The 20,866-nt window shown below is 65.4% G+C and carries 16 protein-coding genes and 1 pseudogene; 13 read left to right on the top strand and 4 right to left on the bottom strand.

Translation table 11 applies throughout. The features are described 5' to 3' along the window. Positions 1-1,364 (bottom strand): L-serine ammonia-lyase (locus E8F12_RS16200; protein ID WP_280323728.1); only part of this gene is annotated, 1,364 nt, incomplete at its 3' end. A gap of 414 nt (positions 1,365-1,778) precedes the next feature. On the opposite strand from E8F12_RS16200, the gene E8F12_RS16195 reads away from it, so the two are divergent. The 6 genes from E8F12_RS16195 to betI (E8F12_RS16170) all read left to right on the top strand — a co-directional run bounded on the left by E8F12_RS16195 (position 1,779) and on the right by betI (E8F12_RS16170) (position 8,095). Next, the gene (locus E8F12_RS16195; RefSeq protein ID WP_280326259.1) at positions 1,779-2,735 is read left to right on the top strand and encodes a choline ABC transporter substrate-binding protein; all 957 of its coding nucleotides are present in this window, start codon (positions 1,779-1,781) and stop codon (positions 2,733-2,735) included. A 416-nt stretch (positions 2,736-3,151) separates the two neighbouring features. Continuing rightward, positions 3,152-4,348, top strand: coding sequence for a glycine betaine/L-proline ABC transporter ATP-binding protein (locus E8F12_RS16190; protein ID WP_280326258.1), 1,197 nt, complete (start codon positions 3,152-3,154; stop codon positions 4,346-4,348). A 2-nt stretch (positions 4,349-4,350) separates the two neighbouring features. Further along, positions 4,351-5,238 carry a proline/glycine betaine ABC transporter permease gene (locus E8F12_RS16185; protein WP_280326257.1) on the top strand — a complete coding sequence of 296 codons (888 nt, stop codon included), beginning with the start codon at positions 4,351-4,353 and terminating at the stop codon, positions 5,236-5,238. A gap of 35 nt (positions 5,239-5,273) precedes the next feature. Next, the gene (locus E8F12_RS16180; protein ID WP_280326256.1) at positions 5,274-6,218 is read left to right on the top strand and encodes a choline ABC transporter substrate-binding protein; all 945 of its coding nucleotides are present in this window, start codon (positions 5,274-5,276) and stop codon (positions 6,216-6,218) included. Positions 6,219-6,369: 151 nt separating this feature from the next. Continuing rightward, positions 6,370-7,227, top strand: coding sequence for a glycine betaine ABC transporter substrate-binding protein (locus E8F12_RS16175; protein ID WP_280326255.1), 858 nt, complete (start codon positions 6,370-6,372; stop codon positions 7,225-7,227). 274 nt (positions 7,228-7,501) lie between these two features. Continuing rightward, positions 7,502-8,095, top strand: coding sequence for a transcriptional regulator BetI (gene betI / locus E8F12_RS16170; RefSeq protein ID WP_280326254.1), 594 nt, complete (start codon positions 7,502-7,504; stop codon positions 8,093-8,095). A 112-nt stretch (positions 8,096-8,207) separates the two neighbouring features. On the opposite strand, the gene E8F12_RS16165 is transcribed toward betI (E8F12_RS16170), so the two are convergent. Then, positions 8,208-9,746: a BCCT family transporter gene (locus E8F12_RS16165; RefSeq protein WP_280326261.1), complete on the bottom strand. Its 1,539-nt coding sequence runs from the start codon at positions 9,744-9,746 to the stop codon at positions 8,208-8,210. Between the two features lie 288 nt (positions 9,747-10,034). On the opposite strand from E8F12_RS16165, the gene betI (E8F12_RS16160) reads away from it, so the two are divergent. The 3 genes from betI (E8F12_RS16160) (at position 10,035) to betA (ending at position 13,938) form a co-directional block, all read left to right on the top strand. Next, positions 10,035-10,628 (top strand): transcriptional regulator BetI, encoded by a 594-nt coding sequence (betI, locus tag E8F12_RS16160; RefSeq protein WP_280326253.1) that lies wholly within the window; start codon positions 10,035-10,037, stop codon positions 10,626-10,628. A gap of 47 nt (positions 10,629-10,675) precedes the next feature. Further along, positions 10,676-12,148, top strand: a complete 1,473-nt coding sequence (gene betB, locus E8F12_RS16155; RefSeq protein ID WP_280326252.1) for a betaine-aldehyde dehydrogenase — start codon at positions 10,676-10,678, stop codon at positions 12,146-12,148. A 101-nt stretch (positions 12,149-12,249) separates the two neighbouring features. After that, positions 12,250-13,938 carry a choline dehydrogenase gene (betA, locus tag E8F12_RS16150; protein WP_280326251.1) on the top strand — a complete coding sequence of 563 codons (1,689 nt, stop codon included), beginning with the start codon at positions 12,250-12,252 and terminating at the stop codon, positions 13,936-13,938. A gap of 94 nt (positions 13,939-14,032) precedes the next feature. Here betA and torT read toward each other — a convergent pair whose 3' ends face one another. After that, on the bottom strand, positions 14,033-15,064 hold the full coding sequence (gene torT, locus E8F12_RS16145) for a TMAO reductase system periplasmic protein TorT (protein ID WP_280326250.1): 1,032 nt from the start codon (positions 15,062-15,064) through the stop codon (positions 14,033-14,035). Positions 15,065-15,203: 139 nt separating this feature from the next. On the opposite strand from torT, the pseudogene E8F12_RS16140 reads away from it, so the two are divergent. Beyond that, a pseudogene (locus E8F12_RS16140) lies at positions 15,204-15,305 on the top strand (hypothetical protein); the annotation flags it as partial. A 185-nt stretch (positions 15,306-15,490) separates the two neighbouring features. Then, complete coding sequence (gene dbpA, locus E8F12_RS16135) at positions 15,491-16,870, top strand: ATP-dependent RNA helicase DbpA (RefSeq protein WP_280326249.1); 1,380 nt, start codon at positions 15,491-15,493, stop codon at positions 16,868-16,870. A 2-nt stretch (positions 16,871-16,872) separates the two neighbouring features. Here dbpA and E8F12_RS16130 read toward each other — a convergent pair whose 3' ends face one another. After that, the gene (locus E8F12_RS16130) at positions 16,873-17,616 is read right to left on the bottom strand and encodes a transporter substrate-binding domain-containing protein (protein WP_280326248.1); all 744 of its coding nucleotides are present in this window, start codon (positions 17,614-17,616) and stop codon (positions 16,873-16,875) included. A gap of 240 nt (positions 17,617-17,856) precedes the next feature. On the opposite strand from E8F12_RS16130, the gene yccS reads away from it, so the two are divergent. After that, positions 17,857-20,034, top strand: a complete 2,178-nt coding sequence (gene yccS, locus E8F12_RS16125; RefSeq protein WP_280326247.1) for a YccS family putative transporter — start codon at positions 17,857-17,859, stop codon at positions 20,032-20,034. 243 nt (positions 20,035-20,277) lie between these two features. Beyond that, positions 20,278-20,733, top strand: a complete 456-nt coding sequence (locus E8F12_RS16120) for a transposase (RefSeq protein WP_280326260.1) — start codon at positions 20,278-20,280, stop codon at positions 20,731-20,733. The last annotated feature ends 133 nt before the right edge of the window (positions 20,734-20,866 follow it).

Genomic DNA, 20,866 nt, shown 5'->3' with positions numbered 1-20,866 from the left:
GCGCTGACGGCCAGGCCGCCGCGCGAGGTTTCCTTGTACTTGTCGTGCATGTCGGCACCGGTGTCGCGCATGGTGCGGATCACCTGGTCCAGCGAGATGAAGTGCTCGCCGTCGCCGCGCAGCGCCATCTGCGCCGCGTTGATCGCCTTCACCGCGGCGATCGCGTTGCGCTCGATACACGGCACCTGCACCAGCCCGCCCACCGGATCGCAGGTCAGCCCCAGGTTGTGCTCCAGGCCGATCTCCGCCGCGTTCTCCAGCTGCGCCGGGGTCGCCCCCAGCACTTCCGCCAGCCCCGCCGCGGCCATCGCGCAGGCCGAGCCCACCTCGCCCTGGCAACCGACTTCGGCGCCGGAGATCGAGGCGTTCTTCTTGCACAAAATGCCCACCGCCGCCGCGCCGAGGAAGAAGTTCACCACGTCGTCCTCCGACGCCTCGGGGTTGAAGCGCATGTAGTAGTGCAGCACCGCCGGGATGATCCCCGCCGCGCCATTGGTCGGCGCGGTGACCATGCGCCCGCCGGCGGCGTTTTCTTCGTTCACCGCCAGGGCGTAGAGGTTGACCCACTCCATGGCACTCATGGTCGAGCCGATCACGTTGGGCTTGCCCAGCTCCTGCAGGCTGCGGTGCAGCTTGGCCGCGCGGCGGCGCACATTCAGCCCGCCGGGGAGGATGCCTTCGTGGCCGAGGCCGTTGCTCACGCACTCCTGCATGGCGTCCCACAGCTTGAGCAGCCCGGCACGGATCTCCGCCTCGCTGCGCCAGGCCTTCTCGTTGGCCAGCATCAGTTCGGCGATGCGCAGGTTGTGGCGCTGGCAGAGCTGCAGCAGCTCCTCGGCGCTGGAGAAGTCATAGGGCAGTGCGGTGGCGTCCTGATCCAGCTGGCCGGCCTTGGCCTGGGCCTCGTCGACCACGAAGCCGCCGCCGATCGAGTAGTAGGTGTCGCGGTGCAGTTCACCGCCCTCGCCTTCGACGATCAGGGTCATGGCGTTGGGGTGGTAGGGCAGGTTTTCTTCCAGCAGCAGCAGGTCGCGGCTCCAGTCGAACGGCACCGGCTGGCGGCCGTCCAGCAGCAGCTCGCCGGCGGCCTGCAGCGCCTCGATGCGCGGGCCGATCTGCGTCGGATCGATACGGTCCGGCCATTCGCCCATCAGCCCCATCAGCGTGGCGCGGTCGGTGCCGTGGCCGACGCCGGTGGCCGACAGCGAGCCGTACAGGCGCACCTCGACGCGGCGCACCTGCGCCAGCAGGCCGCGCTCGCGCAGCGCCGTGGCGAACAGCGCCGCCGCGCGCATGGGGCCCACGGTGTGCGAGCTGGAGGGGCCGATACCGATCTTGAACAGGTCGAACACGCTGATAGCCACGGGACTACTCCGGTAGGGATCTCTCTTGGCGACATGATCGGCATTTCGCCAATCGACCGACTTCCCACACCGACTTGCTCGTATCCAAATACGCCGTGCCCGATTAAGGGCGGGGACACCCTGTAGGGGCGAATTCATTCGCCAAGGGCAGCGCAGCTGCCTCCTGCAAGCGTCCAGGGGCAAGCCTTCGGCCCGCTTGGCAAATGAATTCGCCCCTACAACAAGCGTCCGCCTGGCAACACCCGTTTCCCTTTATCGCCTGCGACAGATAAGTTCTGCGTGCGACCTGGTCGGTAGTCAGGCAATGCGTCTGGCACGCATCATCCGGGCGCCCGGGGGCGGGGGCCTGCAGCAGTCCGACAGCCACGCGAGTCCGGATAACGACAATAAATCTGCTGTGGACGGACCCCTTCCATGACTCGACCCACCACTCCCCTGCTGGCCTCGGCGTTGCTGGCCATATCCCTGAGCACCAGCCTGCCGGCCCTGGCCGCCGCCGACCCCGAACGCTGCTCCACCGTGCATTTCGCCGATGTCGGCTGGAGCGACATTACGGTCACCACCGCCGTTACCCGCCATGTGCTCAGCGAACTCGGCTACGTCACCAAGGTAAGGCGCCTATCGGTACCCGACACCTACAAGGCCCTGAGCGACGGCAAGATCGATGTCTTCCTCGGCAACTGGATGCCGAGCATGGAAAACGACATCCGTCCCTACCTTGAAAAAGGCACGGTGGAGAGCCTCGGCGCCAACCTCACCGGCGCCAAGTACACCCTGGCGGTGAATCACGCCGCCTGGGAAGGCGGCGTCAAGAGCTTTGCCGACCTGGCGAAGTTCAAGCAGCAACTGGGCGGGAAGGTCTACGGCATCGAGCCCGGCAACGACGGCAACAAGCTGATCCAGAAGATGATCGCGGGGAACGCTTTCGGCCTGGGCGACTTCAAACTGGTGGAGTCCAGCGAAAACGGCATGCTCTCCCAGGTGAAACGCGCCGAGCACCTCAAGCAGTGGGCGGTGTTCCTCGGCTGGGAACCGCACCCCATGAACAACCAGCTGACGATGCACTACCTGGAAGGCGGGGACGACTGGTTCGGCCCGAATTACGGCGGCGCCACCGTCTACACCAACGTGCGCAAGGGCCTGACCCAGGAATGCCCGAACCTCGGACAGCTGCTGAAGAACCTCAAGTTCAGCCTGGCCATGGAGAACCATCTGATGGGGGCCATACTTAACCAGAGCACCAACCGCCGCCGCGAGGCCAAGGCCTGGCTGAAGGCCAATCCCGACACCCTCGCCGCCTGGCTGAAGGGCGTCACCACGCGCGATGGCAGCCCTCTCCCGGCGGCGCTTGCCGGCGCCAAAGCGCCGTGACGAGGCGTATCCCGTGATATCCACGAGCCATGTCGCCACCCAACATATGAAGGTCGCAAACCGACAATTGCCAAGGTCTCAAGGCTTTATCGTTGAGTCACCCGATTTCGTCGCTGTCGGCTCCCGTGGGCCGACAGACCGCGAGCACTCCGCTCCGGACCGAAGAACACAAGCGGCAACCTCAACCCGAGCAGAGGTAGGCCTAATAAGAAATTTCGGAAGTACGCGCACCTCGGCTCGAGGTGCAGAACCCGCCCAGGGACTGGGTTTCGTAGCACTGCCAGAGGGCTGTCAGGTTCTCGAAACATTGTTATTCACACAGGCAAGACAGTCGGCATCACCAGGCTGGGCGTCGTCGAGCGCCCGTTCTGGCTCCGTGTAGCTGACCTGGATGTCTACTGAAGGGGAACTATCCCATGCAGTCTGGAAAGATCGTGGTTCAAAACCTCTACAAGGTTTTCGGGCAACAACCACAAGAAGCAATCGATTTACTCAAGCAGGGCTGGAGCAAGGAAAAGATCCTCGCCGAGCGCGGTGCCGTGATCGGCGTCAGCGACGTGTCCTTCAGCGTCAACGAAGGTGAAATCTTCGTGCTGATGGGCCTGTCGGGTTCGGGCAAGTCGACCCTGATCCGCCTGATCAACCGCCTGATCGAACCCACCGCCGGGGATGTGTTCATCGACGGCCAGAACGTCGCCAAGCTGCCTAAGTCGCAATTGATCGACCTGCGCCGCCGCGACATGAGCATGGTGTTCCAGTCCTTCGCCCTGATGCCTTCGCGCTGCGTGCTGGACAACGCCGCCTTCGGCCTGGAAGTGGCCGGCAAGAGCAAGAAGGAGCGCGAGAAGCGCGCCATGGAAGTGCTGGAGCAGGTCGGCCTGGCCAGCTTCGCGCACAAATATCCCCATGAGCTGTCGGGCGGCATGCAGCAGCGCGTGGGCCTGGCCCGCGCCTTGGCGGTCGACCCCTCGATGATCATCATGGACGAGGCCTTCTCCGCCCTTGACCCGCTCAAGCGCCGCGAGATGCAGGACGTGCTGCTGGATCTGCAGAAGAAGCACAGCCGCACCATCATCTTCGTTTCCCACGACATCGAGGAAGCCATGCGCATCGGTTCGCGCATCGGCATCATGGAAGGCGGCAAGCTGATCCAGGTGGGTACGCCCCAGGAGATCATCGAGAATCCGGCCAACGACTACGTGCGCAACTTCTTCAACACGGTCGACTGCAGCCGCTACCTCACCGCCGGCCAACTCAAGTCCGACAGCGTTCCGCTGTTCGTGCACAACGGCAAGGCACCGGACGCGCAGATGGTCTGCCAGAAGCTGCAGGCCCTGGACAAGCACTACGCCTTCATCGTCGACGAGAAGAACAACTTCCGCGGTTCCATCAGCCTCGAGAAGATTGCCCTGCTGGTCGAGGGTGGCCGCACCCTGGACCTGGAGCAGAACCTGCTCAAGCACATCGACCCGGTACCGGAGGACCTGCCACTCGACAGCGTCATCCAGCGCCTGGTGATCAACGAGGGGCCGATCCCGGTGATCGACCAGAGTGGCCGCTATAGCGGCGCGATCAGCAAAGGCCGCCTGCTGAGCCGCCTGCGGGGAGAATGACGATGAGCGAGAAACTGGATCTTGGCAGCTGGGTGAATGACGTCGTCCAGCACCTGCTAGAGAACTACAGCGGCGCCTTCGAAAGCGTCGGCAACGTGGTCAGCGGCTTTTCCGAGCTGATCGAACGCTTCCTGATGTGGCCGCCGGCCTGGGTACTGATCGCGGTCTTCGTCGGCCTGGGCTTCTGGCGCATAGGCGCCAAGTTCGCGGCCTTCACCGCGGTATCGCTGATCCTGATCGTGCTCACCGGCTTCTGGGAGCAGACCGTGGTCACCCTCGGCCTGACCTTCTCCTCCACCCTGATCAGCCTGCTCCTCGGCATCCCCCTGGGGATCTGGGCGGCCAGGAGCGAGCGCGTGGCCGTCATCATCCGCCCCGTGCTGGACTTCATGCAGACCATGCCGGCCTTCGTCTACCTGATTCCGGCCGCCATGCTCTTCGGCCTCGGCCGCGTGCCCGGCATCATCGCCACCGTGATCTTCGCCATGCCGCCGGCTGTGCGTCTGACCGCCCTCGGCATCCGTCAGGTGAACAAGGAAATCGTCGAAGCCGGCCAATCCTTCGGCTGCACCAGCTGGCAACTGCTATACAAAGTGCAGCTGCCGAATGCCATGCCGTCGATCATGGCCGGGGTCAACCAGACGATCATGATGGCGTTGTCCATGGTGATCATCGCGTCGATGGTCGGCGCCGGTGGCCTGGGTAACGATGTGCTCGCCAGTATCCAGCGCCTGGACATCGGCCTGGGCTTCGAAAGCGGCATGGCCGTGGTACTGCTGGCGATCATCCTCGACCGCATCACTGAAAGTTTCGGGACTCGTCAAACCGCGACTCGTGGCAAGCCCTTTGGCTGGCTGAGCGCCAAGTTGCAGCGGCAGCAAGCGCAATAACCAACGCTTCACCTTTCAATGTCAGGGAGTCGCTAATGAAAAAAATGAAAAAAGTCGCTGCCTTGGGCCTGCTGGCCTGTGCGCTGGCCCAGGGTGCCTGGGCCCAGGAGCCGCAGAGTTGCAAGCAGGTCCGCTTCGCCGAGATCGGCTGGGCCGACATCGCCGCCACCACCGGCGTCGCCATGGTGCTGACCGAGGGCCTGGGGTATACCCCCCGCAAGATCATGGCCTCGGTGCCCATTGCCTTCACCGGCGTGAAGAACAAGCAGATCGATGTGTTCCTCGGCTACTGGGCGCCCTCCATGGACGCGGTGATCGAGCCCTTCACCAAGGACAACGGTGTGAAGGTACTGCCGACCCCCAACCTGGAAGGCGCCAAGTACACCCTGGCGGTGCCGACCTACGCGGCTGAGGCCGGCCTGAAGAGCTTCCAGGACATCGCCAAGTTCAAGGACCAGCTGGACGGCAAGATCTACGGCATCGAGCCGGGCAACGACGGCAACCTGCTGATCGACAAGATGATCAAGGGCAACCAGTTCGACCTCGGCAAGTTCCGCATGGTCGAGTCTTCCGAGGCCGGCATGCTGGTACAGGTGCAGCGCGCAGTGAAGAAGAAGGAGCCGGTGGTGTTCCTGGGTTGGGCACCGCACCCGATGAACACCCAGTTCGACATCACTTACCTGGCCGGCGGCGATGACGTGTTCGGCCCTGACTACGGCGCCGCCAAGGTCTACACCGTGGTGCCGCCAGACTACGAGCAACGCTGCGCCAACGTCGGCAAGCTGCTGAACAACCTGCAGTTCACTGTCGAAACCGAAAGCCAGCTGATGGAGAAGATCCTCGAGAAGGAAGACCCGGTGAAAGTCGCCACCGCCTGGCTCAAGGCCAATCCGGCCGCGCTGGACAAGTGGCTGGCGGGCGTTACCACCTTTGACGGCCAGGACGGCGCCGCCGCCGTGAAGAAACACATCGGCCTGTAATCCCCTGGGCTCCGTCCCGGAGCCCGTTTCCTTGCAATTCGCCAATCGTGGCCCGGCAACGGGCCGCGAGGGGCACAGTCGCGAAACCCGCCTCAGAACGGGTCATCGACCACGTAGTTGGCTGCCAATCCCACCTGATGGAGCAATACGTATGCGCAAGTTGAAATCCCTTTGTCTGCAAACCCTCGGCGTCGCCGCCCTGGCCCTCGGCATGGGCACCGCCGGTGCCGCCGATAAACCGACCCTGAAGATCGGCTACGTCAACGGTTGGGACGACAGTGTCGCCGCCACCCATGTGGCAGGCGAAATCCTCAAGGAAAGACTCGGCTACAGCGTGGAGCTGAAACCCGTCGAGCCGGCGATCATGTGGCAGGGCGTGGCCCGCGGTGACCTGGACGCCACCCTCTCCGCCTGGCTGCCGGCCACCCACGGCGAGTATTACGCCAAGCTGAAGGACAAGGTGGTAGTGCTGGGCTCCAACTACAAGGGCGCCAAGATCGGCCTCATCGTGCCTGACTACGTGCAGGCCAAATCCATCGAAGACCTGAGCAAGTACAGCAAGGACTTCGACGGCAAGATCACCGGCATCGATGCCGGGGCCGGCGTGATGCGCCGCACCGAGGACGCCATCAAGCAGTACAACCTGGACATCAAACTGATGCCCAGCTCCGGCCCGGCGATGGCCACCGCATTGACCCGTGCCGAGAAAGCCCAGAAACCCATCGTGGTCACCGGCTGGATCCCGCACTGGATGTTCGCCAAGTGGAAACTGCGCTTCCTGGAAGACCCGAAAAAGGTCTATGGCGATGACGAGCACGTCGACACCGTCGTCAACCCTGGCCTGGAAGCCAAAGCCGCCGACGCCACCGCGTTCCTGAAGAACTTCTCCTGGAGCGGCGAAGAAGTGGGCGCCGTGATGCTGGCCATCCGCGAAGGCGCCAAGCCGGAAGCGGCCGCCAAGGACTGGATCGCCAAGAACCCCGAGCGTGTGGAGAGCTGGCTGAAGTAACAGCCTGCTTTCAGCGTCTCAACGCCCCCGCCGGCCAACCGCCTGCGGGGGTTTTCCATTTTTGGCTGCGGCACACCTTTGTGGGGGCGAATTCATTCGCTAAGCAGGCCGCAGGCCTGCCCGGAGATCCCCAGGGGCCGCTACGCGTCCCTTCGCGAATGAATTCGCCCCCACAGGGTTCCTCCCCCTGATCGACCCAATCGATTGATCGATCAATCACATTCCCCCTAGACTGCGCGCTTCCTATTCCCGCACAAAATGGTGGAAGTACCTGATGCCCAAGGTCGGAATGCAGCCGATCCGCCGTTCGCAGTTGATCCAGGCCACCCTCGAAGCCGTCGACCAGGTAGGCCTGGGCGATGCCAGCATCGCTTACATCGCCCGTACCGCCGGGGTGTCCAACGGCATCATCAGCCACTACTTCCAGGACAAGAACGGCCTGCTGGAAGCCACCATGCGCCACCTGATGGCCGCCCTCAGCTCCGCCGTGCGCCAGCGGCGCGCCGCTCTGCGCGAGGACACCCCGCGCGCCCACCTGCGGGCCATAGTCGCTGGCAACTTCGACGACAGCCAGGTCAGCGGCCCGGCGATGAAGACCTGGCTGGCCTTCTGGGCGGCCAGCATGCACCAGCCGTCCCTGCGCCGCCTGCAGCGGATCAACGATCACCGGCTCTACTCCAACCTCTGCTGCGAACTGCGCCGCTCCCTCGACATCGACAACGCCCGCTCCGCCGCCCGCGGCCTGGCCGCACTGATCGACGGCCTGTGGCTGCGCGGTGCGCTCTCGGGCGATGCCTTCAACACCCAGCAGGCGCTGCAGATCGCCTACGAGTACCTCGACCAGCAGCTGGCCAAGGCCGAGAGCTGAGCAGAACACTGTAGGGGCGAATGAATTCGCCCCTACAAGGACACAGCCCGCCCACAAACAAAAAAAGCCCGGTCCAATGGTCCGGGCTTTCTCATTCCAACAAGGACCTCAGTCAGGCCGCTTCGTTGCGCAACACCGCCCGCGGGACCGCAGTCGCGTCGCTCGCCGCCAGGTCCGCCTTCATGGTTTTCAACAGGGCGAACATATAGAGCAACAGCACCACCGAGAAGGGCAGGCCGGCCAGCACCACCACCGTCTGCATGGCGGTGAAGTTGCCGGCGAACAGCAGGCCGATGGTCGCCAGGGTCACTACGACCGACCAGAAGATACGCAGCCAGTTGGGTGCGTCCTCGTCCAGGTCACCTTCCTCGCGGGACAGGTTGGCCAGCATCACCGAGCCGGAGTCGGCCGGGGTGAGGAAGAGCACGAAGCCCACGCAGATCGACAGGCCGATCACTGCCTTGGCCCAGGGGTAATGCTCCAGCAGCAGGTAGATGGACATGGCCGGCTGTTCCAGCGCCGCCTTGCCCAGGTCCGCCGCGTTCTGGTTCATCACCAGGTCGATGGCGCTGTTGCCGAACACCGAGAGCCAGGCCAGGGTGAAGCCCAACGGGATCAGCAGTACGCCGCAGACCAGTTCGCGCACGGTGCGACCACGGGAAATGCGCGCCACGAACATGCCGACGAAGGGCGCCCAGGAAATCCACCAGGCCCAGTAGAACAGGGTCCACAGGCCCATCCACTCTTCGCTCTTGCCGGACTGGCCGGTGTAGACGTAGAGGTCGAAGGTCTTCAGCACCAGGCCGTTGAGGTAGTCGCCCAGGTTCTGCACGAAGCCATTGAGCAGGTGCAGGGTCTCGCCGGCCAGCAGCACGAACAGCAGCAGGCCACTGAACAGGATGATGTTCAGGTTGGACAGGCGGCGGATGCCCTTCTCGATGCCGGACACTGCGGCCAGGGTGGCCACCGCGCTCATCACCAGAATTACCGCCAGCAACGCGCCCTGGCTATGGGGCAGGCCGAACAGGTACTCGAGACCCGAGGACACCTGCAAGGAGCCGATCCCCAGGTTGGTCACCAGGCCCAGCAGGGTCACGAAGATGCCGAAGCAGTCCACCGCGTTGCCCACCGAACCCTTCATCAGGCGCTCGCCGAACAGCGGGTAGAGCGCCGAGCGCAGCGCCAGCGGCTTGTTGTGGCGATAGGCGAAGTAGCCCACCGCCAGACCCACCAGCGCATAAATGGCCCAGCCGTGCACGCCCCAGTGGAGGAACGTCAGCTGCAGCGCCTGGCGCGCGGCGGACTGGCTGCCCGGCTCGCCTTCCGGCGGGTTGTAGAGGTGATCGATGGGCTCCGATGCCGCGAAGTAGAGCAGCGAAATACCGATGCCCGAGGAGAACAGCATCCCGGCCCAGGCGCCGTAGCTGAAGTCCGGACGGCTGTCGTCGGCGCCCAGGCGCAGATGGCCATAACGGGAGAAGGCGACATAGAGGACGAAGAACAGGTAAGCACCGATGGCCAGCATGTAGTACCAGCCGAAACTGCGCGAGAGCCAGCTCTGGGCCTTGCCGAGCCAGGCGCCGGCACTATCGGGGAAGGCGATCAAGGCAACTGTGAGCAGCAGGATGAGCGCGGTGGATCCGAAGAACACGACCGGATTCAGGCGCACCTTGCCATGGCTTGTTGTTATGGAAGCTGTACTCATTTGGAGTTTCCAGGGCAGTGAAAGCAGGCGCCTGGTAGGCGCAACGACAGACCCGCGCCAGCGGCCGGCGACGGGTGGAATCCGCCGGCAGATGGCCTGGAATCAGGTGCGGCGAACTGCCGCATCCCGTTCCATGGTGCGCATCGTATTCTTTGTTGTTTGAACGTTCAATAAAAATAAAGTAGGCTGGATTTCAACCTATCCGGGAAAGGCCCGGAAGAGGAGGAACCCCCAATGCCCAAAGTCGGAATGCAGCCTGTGCGCCGCACCCAGTTGATCCACGCCACACTCGAGGCGGTGGACCAGGTCGGCATGGGCGACGCCAGCATTTCCTACATCGCCAAGCTGGCAGGGGTTTCCAACGGCATCATCAGCCACTACTTCCAGGACAAGAACGGCCTGCTGGAAGCCACCATGCGCTTCCTCATGAACGATCTGCAGGACGCGGTGCGCAAGCGCCGCGAGGCCATGCGCGACGAGAGCGCGCGCGGCTACATCCGCTCGATCATCGACGGCAACTTCGACGAGACCCAGGTCAACGGCCCGGCCATGAAGACCTGGCTGGCGTTCTGGGCCAGCAGCATGCACCAGCCGTCCCTGCGCCGTTTGCAGCGCATCAACGACCTGCGCCTCTACTCGAACCTCTGCTGGCAGTTCCGCCGCGAGCTCGATGCCAGGAGCGCGCGCGCCGCCGCCCGGGGCCTGGCCGCCCTGATCGACGGCCTCTGGCTGCGCGGCGCGCTGTCCGGCGAAGCCTTCGATACCGAGCAGGCCCGCCGGCTCGCCTACGAATTCCTTGATCAACAACTGGCCAAGCAGGCGGCCTGACCCGCCCTGCCGCCTTGCGAACACAAGACCTAGAGAGGACAACCACCATGGCCCGATTCGAAGAACAGAAGCTCTACATTGGCGGCCGCTACGTCGACTCCACCAGCGGCGCCAGCTTCGAGACCGTCAACCCGGCCAACGGTGAAGTTCTGGCCAAGGTCCAGCGCGCCGGCAAGGACGACGTCGAGCGCGCCGTCGCCAGCGCCGTCGAGGGCCAGAAGGTCTGGGCCGCGATGACCGCCATGCAGCGCTCGCGCATCCTGCGCCGCGCCGTGGACATCCTGCGTGAGCGCAACGACGAGCTGGCCGAGCTGGAAACCCTGGACACCGGCAAGCCGCTGGCCGAGACCCGCGCGGTGGATATCGTCACCGGCGCCGACGTGATCGAGTACTACGCCGGCCTGATCCCGGCCATCGAAGGCGAGCAGATCCCGCTGCGCGAAACCAGCTTCGTCTACACCCGCCGCGAACCCCTGGGCGTGGTCGCCGGCATCGGCGCCTGGAACTACCCGGTGCAGATCGCCATGTGGAAATCCGCCCCGGCGCTTGCCGCCGGCAACGCCATGATCTTCAAGCCCAGCGAAGTCACCCCCCTGACCGCCCTGAAACTGGCCGAGATCTACACCGAAGCCGGCGTGCCGGACGGCGTGTTCAACGTCCTCACCGGCAGCGGCCGTGAAGTCGGCCAGTGGCTGACCGAGCATCCGCTGATCGAGAAGATTTCCTTCACCGGCGGCACCTCCACCGGCAAGAAGGTGATGGCCAGCGCCTCCAGCTCCTCGCTCAAGGAAGTGACCATGGAACTGGGCGGCAAGTCGCCGCTGATCATCTTCGAAGACGCCGACCTCGACCGCGCTGCCGATATCGCCGTGATGGCCAACTTCTTCAGCTCCGGCCAGGTCTGCACCAACGGCACCCGCGTGTTCGTCCCGCGTACCCTGCAGGCCCGCTTCGAAGCCAAGGTGGTCGAGCGCGTCAAGCGCATCCGCCTGGGCAACCCGGAAGACGCCAACACCAACTTCGGCCCGCTGACCAGCTTCGCCCACATGGAAAGCGTGCTCGGCTACATCGAGGCCGGCCGCAAGGAAGGCGCACGTCTGCTGATCGGCGGCGAGCGCGTCACCGAAGGCGAGTTCGCCAAGGGTGCCTATGTGGCCGCCACCGTGTTCAGCGACTGCACCGATGACATGACCATCGTCCGCGAGGAAATCTTCGGCCCGGTGATGAGCATCCTGGTCTACGACACCGAAGAAGAAGTGATCCGCCGCGCCAACGACACCGAGTACGGCCTGGCCGCAGGCGTGGTCACCCGCGACCTGGCCCGCGCCCACCGCGTGATCCACAAGCTGGAAGCCGGCATCTGCTGGATCAACACCTGGGGCGAGTCCCCCGCCGAAATGCCGGTGGGCGGCTACAAGCAGTCCGGCGTCGGCCGCGAGAACGGCCTGACCACCCTGGCCCACTACACCCGCATCAAGTCCGTACAGGTCGAGATGGGCGACTACTACTCGGTGTTCTGACTGACACCAGCGCCCAGGCGGCCCGGGCCATACCGGGCCGCACTACAGAACAAGATGCCGTGCCCCGGACCCGTCTCCGGGTTATCTAGCAGGTAAGTCACATGTCCCAAGAATTCGATTACATCATCGTTGGCGCCGGCTCGGCCGGAAACGTCCTGGCGACCCGCCTCACCGAAGACGCCGACGTCAGCGTGCTGCTGCTCGAAGCCGGCGGCCCGGACTATCGCCTGGACTTCCGTACCCAGATGCCCGCTGCTCTCGCCTTCCCGCTGCAGGGCCGCCGCTACAACTGGGCCTACGAGACCGATCCCGAGCCCTACATGAACAATCGCCGCATGGAGTGCGGCCGTGGCAAGGGCCTGGGCGGCTCCTCGCTGATCAACGGCATGTGCTACATCCGCGGCAATGCCATGGACTTCGACAGCTGGGCCAAGGCGCCTGGCCTGGAAGACTGGACCTACCTGGATTGCCTGCCCTATTTCCGCAAGGCGGAAACCCGCGACATCGGCCCCAACGACTTCCACGGCGGCGACGGCCCGGTAAGCGTGACCACGCCCAAGGCCGGCAACAACCCTCTGTTCCACGCCATGGTCGAAGCCGGCGTGCAGGCAGGCTATCCGCGTACCGAGGACCTCAACGGCTACCAGCAGGAAGGCTTCGGTCCCATGGACCGCACCGTGACCCCGGAAGGCCGCCGTGCCGCCACCGGTCGCGGCTACCTGGACCAGGCGCGCAACCGCCCGAACCTGACCATCGTCACCCACGCCCTCAGCGACCGCATCCTGTTCAGCGGCAAGCGCGCCATCGGCGTCGCCTACCTCAAGGGCAACAGCGATACCCCGATCACCGCCCATGCCCGCCGCGAAGTGCTGGTGTGCAGCGGCGCCATCGCCTCCCCGCAACTGCTGCAGCGCTCGGGTGTCGGCGCGGCGGCCCTGCTGCGCGACCTCGACGTGCCCGTGGTGCATGACCTGCCGGGCGTCGGCGCCAACCTGCAGGACCACCTCGAGCTCTACCTGCAGTACGCGTGCAAAGAGCCGGTGTCCATCTACCCCGCCACCAAGTGGTGGAACCAGCCCCTGATCGGTGCCAAGTGGCTGCTCCTGGGCAGCGGCCTGGGCGCCAGCAACCAGTTCGAGGCCGGCGGCTTCATCCGCACCCGTCCGGAATTCGAGTGGCCGAACATCCAGTACCACTTCCTCCCGGTGGCCATTAACTACAACGGCAGCAAAGGCGTGCAGGAGCACGGCTTCCAGGCGCACATGGGTTCCATGCGTTCGCCGAGCCGCGGCCGCATCCACCTGAAGTCGAAGGACCCGCGCCAGCACCCGAGCATCCTGTTCAACTACATGTCCCACGAACAGGACTGGCAGGAATTCCGCGACGGTATCCGCATCACCCGCGAGATCATGGGCCAGCCGGCGCTCGACCCGTACCGCGGCCGCGAGCTGAGCCCCGGCGCGAACCTGAAGTCCGATGCCGAGCTGGACGAGTTCATCCGTACCCACGCGGAAACCGCCTTCCACCCATCCTGCTCCTGCAAGATGGGCACCGACGACATGGCGGTGGTGGACGGCCAGGGCCGCGTACACGGCATGGACGGCCTGCGGGTGGTGGACGCCTCGATCATGCCGGAGATCATCACCGGCAACCTCAACGCGACCACCATCATGATCGCCGAGAAGATCGCCGATAAGATCCGCAACCGTAAGCCGTTGCCACGCAGCGCCGCCGCGTACTACACGGCGGGCGACAAGCCGGTGCGCGGCAAGCCGCTGCGGCAGATGTAAGGCTGACCGCTCCAAGCAGAAGGCCCCTGGCGCGATGCGCCAGGGGCCGTTTTGTTTCTGAGGTACGGATTCGCATTTGTAGGAAGTCCGGCCCCTACTCCGGCAGCTCTTGGCGGATCATCCAGTGCCCGCTGGGCGGCATCAGGCGGCTGATATCGAAGCGCTGCAGGTTATCCCGGTCGATCACCTCGATCCGTGGGCTGACCCGCCGTGGCGACTGCTTGCCTTCCAGCGCACGCACCGCCAGGTCCACGGCCACCCGCGCCTGGATCACCGGCGAGTCGGTGGGCGCGGCGAGGATGCTGCCTTCAGAGATGGCTTCCAGCACCCGCTCGGTGGCGTAGAGCGACACCACCTGCGCCTTGTAGCGGCTGCCTCCGGCGCGCACCAACTGGGCGGCGAAGGCGGCAGCCTCGGCGTTGCCGAGTATGTAGTCGAGCTGGGGATCGCGGGCCAGCAGTTGGCGCACCAGCACCGCCTGCCTGGAACGGTCCACCGGGCCGTAACCGGCCGGCACCACGGTCACCTTGCCGCCAGACTTGAACTCTGCCAGGCCTCGCTCGGCGTCGGCCACCCAGCCGGCATCCTCCGGCCCCGGCAACCAGCCCACACGGATCGGCCGCCCCTTGCTGTGTTCGCGAATGTAGGCCATGGCCGCGCGGGCCATATTGGAGAAGTCCACCTGGGCCCGCGCGGTGACACCCGGACAATCGATACGGTTGACCAGGTCGATCACCGGCACCTTGTCGCGGTGCAGAAGGGCGATCTCGTCGCAGAGTCCCTTGGCGCTGATGGCGGCGATCACATAGGCGTCGGCGGCGAGCTGGATGCAGCGGGTCAACTGCGCGCGCTGCATGTCCGGGTACTGATAACCCCCGGCCTCGTACACGCCCAGTTGCACGCCCTGGCGCTGCGCCTCCTCGTCCAGACCCCAGGCCACTCCCCACCAGTAGCGGTCCATGCCGTGGGGCAGCAGGGCGCAGATGCGCCAGGGGCGGCTCGCCCCTTCCAGCGGACGGTAGCTGGCGTCGCGGCCGTCCACCTGCACCCGCAACGGGAACCAGTCCGCTGCGAGGCAGGGCGCGGCCATCAACCAGCTCAGCAGCAGGAAACAGGGGGTCCGCATTCGGAAGGTCCTATCCGCAGGGAGAACAGCAGGGGGCGAATAGTGGCAAGCCTAGCAGCCGGGCGCCAGGGCGAATGTCCGCTGGCGGCGCGACAGATCGCGGCCTAAAGTGCGCAGGGTCGCCCGCGCAAGGTTCTCCATGGCCGAACCCGTACTCCTGGACGCCCGCACCGCCCGCACGCTGCCCTGGCTGGTGACGGTGGCCTTTTTCATGCAGGCGCTGGACGGCACCATCCTCAACAAGCCTTCCAGGCCACCTACCTGTGCGTCGGCGTGCTGACCCTGCTGGCCGCGGTGATCCTCTTCCAGTTGCCGCCCGACAGCGGCTGCGCCGTGCGCCGGGTGCACCGCGAACTCGACGAGTGAACGGGGCTGCATGCCCCATCCTGCTAAACTGCGCGCCATTTCGACTTTCAGGCCCGTCCCGTGACTACCACAGCCTTCACCACCCTGCCCCTCTCCGCGGCCACCCTGGCCAACCTGGAGACCCTGGGCTACCGCGACATGACGCCGATCCAGGCCAAGAGCCTGCCGCTGATCCTCAAGGGTCAGGACCTTATCGCCCAGGCCAAGACCGGCAGCGGCAAGACCGCCGCCTTCGGCATCGGCCTGCTGGAGCCGCTGAATCCGCGCTTCTTCGGCTGCCAGGCGCTGGTGCTCTGCCCCACTCGCGAGCTGGCCGATCAGGTGGCCAAGGAAATCCGCCGCCTGGCCCGCGGGCACGGCAATATCAAGGTGCTCACCCTTTGCGGCGGCGTGCCCTTCGGCCCGCAGGTGGGCTCCCTGGAGCACGGCGCCCATGTGATCGTTGGCACGCCTGGGCGGATCCAGGAGCACCTGCGCAAGGGTACCCTGGTGCTCGACGGCCTCAACACACTGGTGTTGGACGAAGCCGACCGCATGCTCGACATGGGCTTCTACGACAGCATCGCCGAGATCATCCAGCAGCTCCCGGCACGCCGGCAGACCCTGCTGTTTTCCGCCACCTACCCGGCCGGCATCGCCCAGTTGGCCAAGACCTTCATGCGCGACCCGCAGCAGGTGAAGGTGGACGCCCTGCACGACGACGGCCAGATCGAGCAGCGCTTCTACGAGATCGACCCGCGCCAGCGCATGGATGCCGTGCTGCGCCTGCTGCAACAGGTGCGCCCGCAGTCGTGCGTCGCCTTCTGCCACACCCGCCAGCAGTGCCAGGAACTGGAAGCCCACCTGCGCGACCAGGGTGTTTCCGCCTTGTCGCTGCATGGCGACCTGGAGCAGCGTGAGCGTGACGAGGTGCTGACCCTCTTCGCCAACCAGAGCTGCAGCGTGCTGGTCGCGACCGACGTCGCCGCGCGAGGCCTGGATATCGCCGGGCTGGAAGCGGTAATCAACGTCGAGCTGTCCCGCGACCCCGAAGTGCACGTCCACCGCATCGGCCGCAGCGGTCGCGCCGGCGAGAAGGGCCTGGCCCTGAGCCTGGTGGCGCCGGCCGAGGCCAACCGCGCCCAGGCCATCGAGGACCTGCAGCAGGCGCCGTTGAACTGGCAGCGCCTCGACGAGCTGGTCGTGAAGAACCGCGAGCCGCTGCTGCCGCCCATGGCCACCCTGTGCATCAACGGCGGGCGCAAGGAGAAGTTGCGTCCCGGCGACATACTCGGCGCGCTCACTGGCGAAGCCGGGATTCCCAGTAGCCAGGTGGGCAAGATCGCCATCTTCGATTTCCAGGCCTTCGTCGCCGTTGAACGCGGCATCGCCAAGCAGGCGCTCAAGCGTCTCAGCGAAGGCAAGATCAAGGGGCGTTCCTACAAGGTGCGGATTATCTGAGTTCAGTGCAGGCCGTGGCGGGCGAAGATGGCCTGGTAGGTGCCGTCCTCGCGCATGGCCTGGATGGCGCGATCGAAATCTTTCACCAGCTGCTGGTGTCGCGGATGGCTGAGCCGCACCAGGATGTGCGAGCCGCTCTCGGAAAGCGGCTTGGGCAGAAACTCCAGCTGGTCGCTGATGCCTTTCAGTTCGCGGTTCAGGTAGAAACGCGCCACCAGCTCGTCCTCCAGGGTCAGTTGCACGCGTCCGGCGGCAAGCATCCGCGCGCCCATCGGGAAATCCGTCACTGGCACCTTGTGCAGGCTGGCGTCGGTATCGAAGGCCGGCGAATAGCGGTAGTCGCGCCCCACGGCGATGCTGTAGCGCCTGAGGTCGGCCGGGGTACGGTAGTCGGCCGTGCTGCCCTTGCGCTTGAGGAAGAGGATTCGGTTGGTCAGGTAGGGCGCGGAGAACTGGCCGAAGCGGGCACGCTCCTCGCTGTACCAGGCGCTGACGAGCAGGTCGTAATCCCCTTCCTGGAGCCCGCGCAATGCACGCGCCCAGGGCACCTGCACGTACTCGGTGCGATGCCCAGCGCGTTCCAGGGCGGTGCTCACCAGCTCGCAGGCCAGGCCATTGCCCGGCAGGCGGGCGTCGGTGAAGGGTGGCCAGAGATTTGCAGCCATGCGCAGCGTTTCGGCGTTGACGCAGGCACAGGCACAGGCGAGCAGCAGGGCGAACAAGGCAGAACCAAGGTGTCTTCTCATGCGGGGCGTCCGCGAACGGGATTGGCCAGCAGGTCCACCAAGCCTGCTCCAATTCCTCGACAGCGGCCAGCGCGAAACGGCACCGGCGTACCTGAAATCAACCCTTGGCTCCTGTGGCTCCTGGCACTCGGCGACAGACCAAGCCTCCTGACACGAGCGGGCGGCTGACAGCACCCGTCGCAGCCTTTAGGCTGTAGCCGGCAGCACAGCCACACCCGGACATCCGCCCACAAGGCCCATATGCCCTCGACTCGACTCACTCAATCGCTGCGCCGCCTCTGGGCGCTGGACAAGTTCAGCTACAGCCTGCGCGTTTTCGTCGCCCTGACCGGGAGCATGGCGCTGTGCTGGCAGCAGGACCGCATGGAACTGTTGATTCCGCTGTTCCTCGGCATCATCGCCAGCGCCCTGGCGGAAACCGACGACAGCTGGCAGGGCAGGCTCACCGCACTGCTGGTGACCCTGGGCTGTTTCAGCATCGCCTCGCTCTCGGTGGAACTGCTCTTCCCTTACCCCTGGGTCTTCGTCAGCGCCCTGGCCCTGGCCAGCTTCGGCCTGACAATGCTCGGCGCCCTGGGTGAGCGTTACGCGACCATCGCCTCGGCGACGCTGATCCTCTCCATCTACACCATGATCGGCGTCGACCAGCGCGACGGCGCGCCCACCAATCTCTGGCAGGAACCGGCGCTGCTGGTGGCCGGCGCCGCCTGGTACGGCCTGCTCTCGGTGCTCTGGCAGGCGCTCTTCACCCACCAGCCGGTGCAGCAGAGCCTGGCCAGGCTGTTCCGTGAGCTGGGGCAGTACCTCAAGCTGAAATCCGCCTTGCTGGAGCCGGAGCGCCAGCTCGACGTCGAAGGCCGGCGCCTGGCCCTGGCGCAGCAGAACGGCCGCGTGGTGGCGGCGCTGAACGCGACCAAGGATGTCATCCTGCACCGCGTCGGCAACGGTCGCCCGGGCCCCAAGGTGAGCCGCTACCTCAAGCTCTACTTCCTGGCCCAGGACATCCACGAGCGCGCCAGCTCCTCCCACTACCCCTACAACGAGCTGGCCGAAGCCTTCTTCCACAGCGACGTACTGTTCCGCTGCCAACGCCTGCTGCGCCAGCAGGGTGGCGCCTGCCAGGCACTGGGCCGGGCCATCCAGATGCGCCAGCCCTTCGACTACCTGGATGGCGCCCAGGCCCTGGAGGACCTGAACAAGTCCCTGGAGCACCTGCGCATCCAGAGCAACCCGGCCTGGCGCAGCCTGCTGCGCTCGCTCAATGCCCTGGCCAACAACTTGGCTACCCTCGACCGCCTGCTCACCGATGCCAGCAACCCCGACGCCCTGGCTGAAGCCCAGGACAGCAGCCTGCTGGACCGCTCGCCCCAGGGCCTGAAGGACGTCTGGGAACGCCTCAAGCAGAACCTCACGCCCACCTCCCTGGTGTTCCGCCACGCCCTGCGCATGGGCCTGGCACTGGCCGCCGGCTACGGCGTGCTACACCTGATCCACCCCGAACAGGGCTACTGGATACTGCTGACCACGGTCTTCGTCTGCCAGCCCAACTTCGGCGCCACCCGGCGCAAGCTGGTGCAGCGGATCGCCGGCACCCTGATCGGCCTGGCGCTGGGCTGGGCGCTCTTCGACCTGTTCCCCGGCGCCCTGGTGCAGTCGGCCTTCGCGGTGGTCGCAGGAGTGGTGTTCTTCGCCACCCGCGCCACCCGCTATACCCTGGCCACCGCCGCCATCACCCTGCTGGTGCTGTTCTGCTTCAACCAGGTCGGCGACAGCTATGGCCTATTCCTGCCGCGCCTGGTGGACACGCTGCTCGGCGCCCTGATCGCCGGCCTCGCGGTGATTTTCATCCTCCCCGACTGGCAGGGTCGCCGGCTCAACCAGGTGGTGGCCAATACCCTCACCTGCAACAGCCGTTACCTGCGCCAGATCATGCAGCAGTACGCCAGCGGCAAGCGCGACGACCTGGCCTACCGCCTGGCCCGGCGCAACGCCCACAACGCCGACGCGGCGCTGTCCACCACCCTGTCCAACATGCTCATGGAGCCCGGCCACTTCCGCAAGGAAGCGGATATCGGCTTCCGTTTCCTGGTGCTCTCCCACACCCTGCTCAGCTACCTCTCCGCCCTCGGCGCCCACCGCGGCGAGCAACCCGGCGAAGCACTCAACCCGGTCTCCGAACAGGCTGCGAGCCAGATCGCCGAGAGCCTCGACTGCATCGCCGAGGGACTGGCCGACCGACGCCCGATCAGCATCCATCGGGACGAGGAGGACGCCCTGGCCAAGGCCCTGGAGCAACTACCGGAAGACATGGACGACCGCCCGCGGCTGGTGCAGACCGAACTGGGGCTGATCTGCCGCCAGCTCGGCCCGCTGCGAACCCTGGCGGCGCATTTGCTGAGTGAGAGGGAGGTGGCGTGAAAGCCGCTGGCTGGTACTTGTCCCGCTGCTCTTGTGGGGGCGAATTTATTCGCTAAGCAGACCGCAGGTCCGCCCGGGAACTTCTGGGGAGGCCGCGTCGCGCCCTTTTGCGAATGAATTCGCCCCCACAGGATGTGGACCTTGGGCATCTTCCCATTCCTGGATCATCCGTTTCCCAGCAAGCTCCAGCCCAGCCGCCACGCGCCACCCCATAGAGTCATTGCCTTCTGCACCCTGAGGGCAATGGAAATGCCGAGCGACGATCTTCTGAAGGGCCGTGTATCCCGAGCCGGCCAGATCTACCACATCACTACCACCACCGAAGGCCGAGCGCCGTTGTTCAGCGACTTCACAATGGCCCGCCTGGTCATCGCCGAGATGCGACGCTTGCAGCAACAGAACCTGCTTCACTCCCTCGCCTGGGTACTGATGCCGGATCATTTGCACTGGCTGCTGCAGCTCAACGGGCCGATGACCATATCCACTGCGGTCAAGGTCCTCAAGGGTCGCTCCTCCCGACAGTTGGGCCATTTTCTGCCGGGTTCCCAACCGATCTGGCAGAAGGGCTTTCACGATCACGCCCTGCGTATGGAGGAAGACATCCGCAAGGTCGCCCGCTATATCGTGGCCAATCCCCTGCGGGCCGGACTGGTGGAGCAGATAGGCGACTACCCCTTCTGGGATGCCCACTGGCTTTGAGTTGGGGCGACGCTACGCCTGTGGGGGCGAATTCATTCGCTAAGGGACGCGAAGCGGCCCCGTGGGACATTTGGGCAGGCCTGCGGCCTGCATAGCGAATGAATTCGCCCCCACAAAAGTCGATTCCACCCGC

Origin of the sequence: Pseudomonas sp. BN102 (genome assembly GCF_029871245.1) — a bacterium.
Taxonomy (GTDB): domain Bacteria; phylum Pseudomonadota; class Gammaproteobacteria; order Pseudomonadales; family Pseudomonadaceae; genus Metapseudomonas.
The sequence above is the reverse complement of the archived record's forward strand: the minus strand, read 5'-3'. Positions and strand labels throughout refer to the sequence as shown.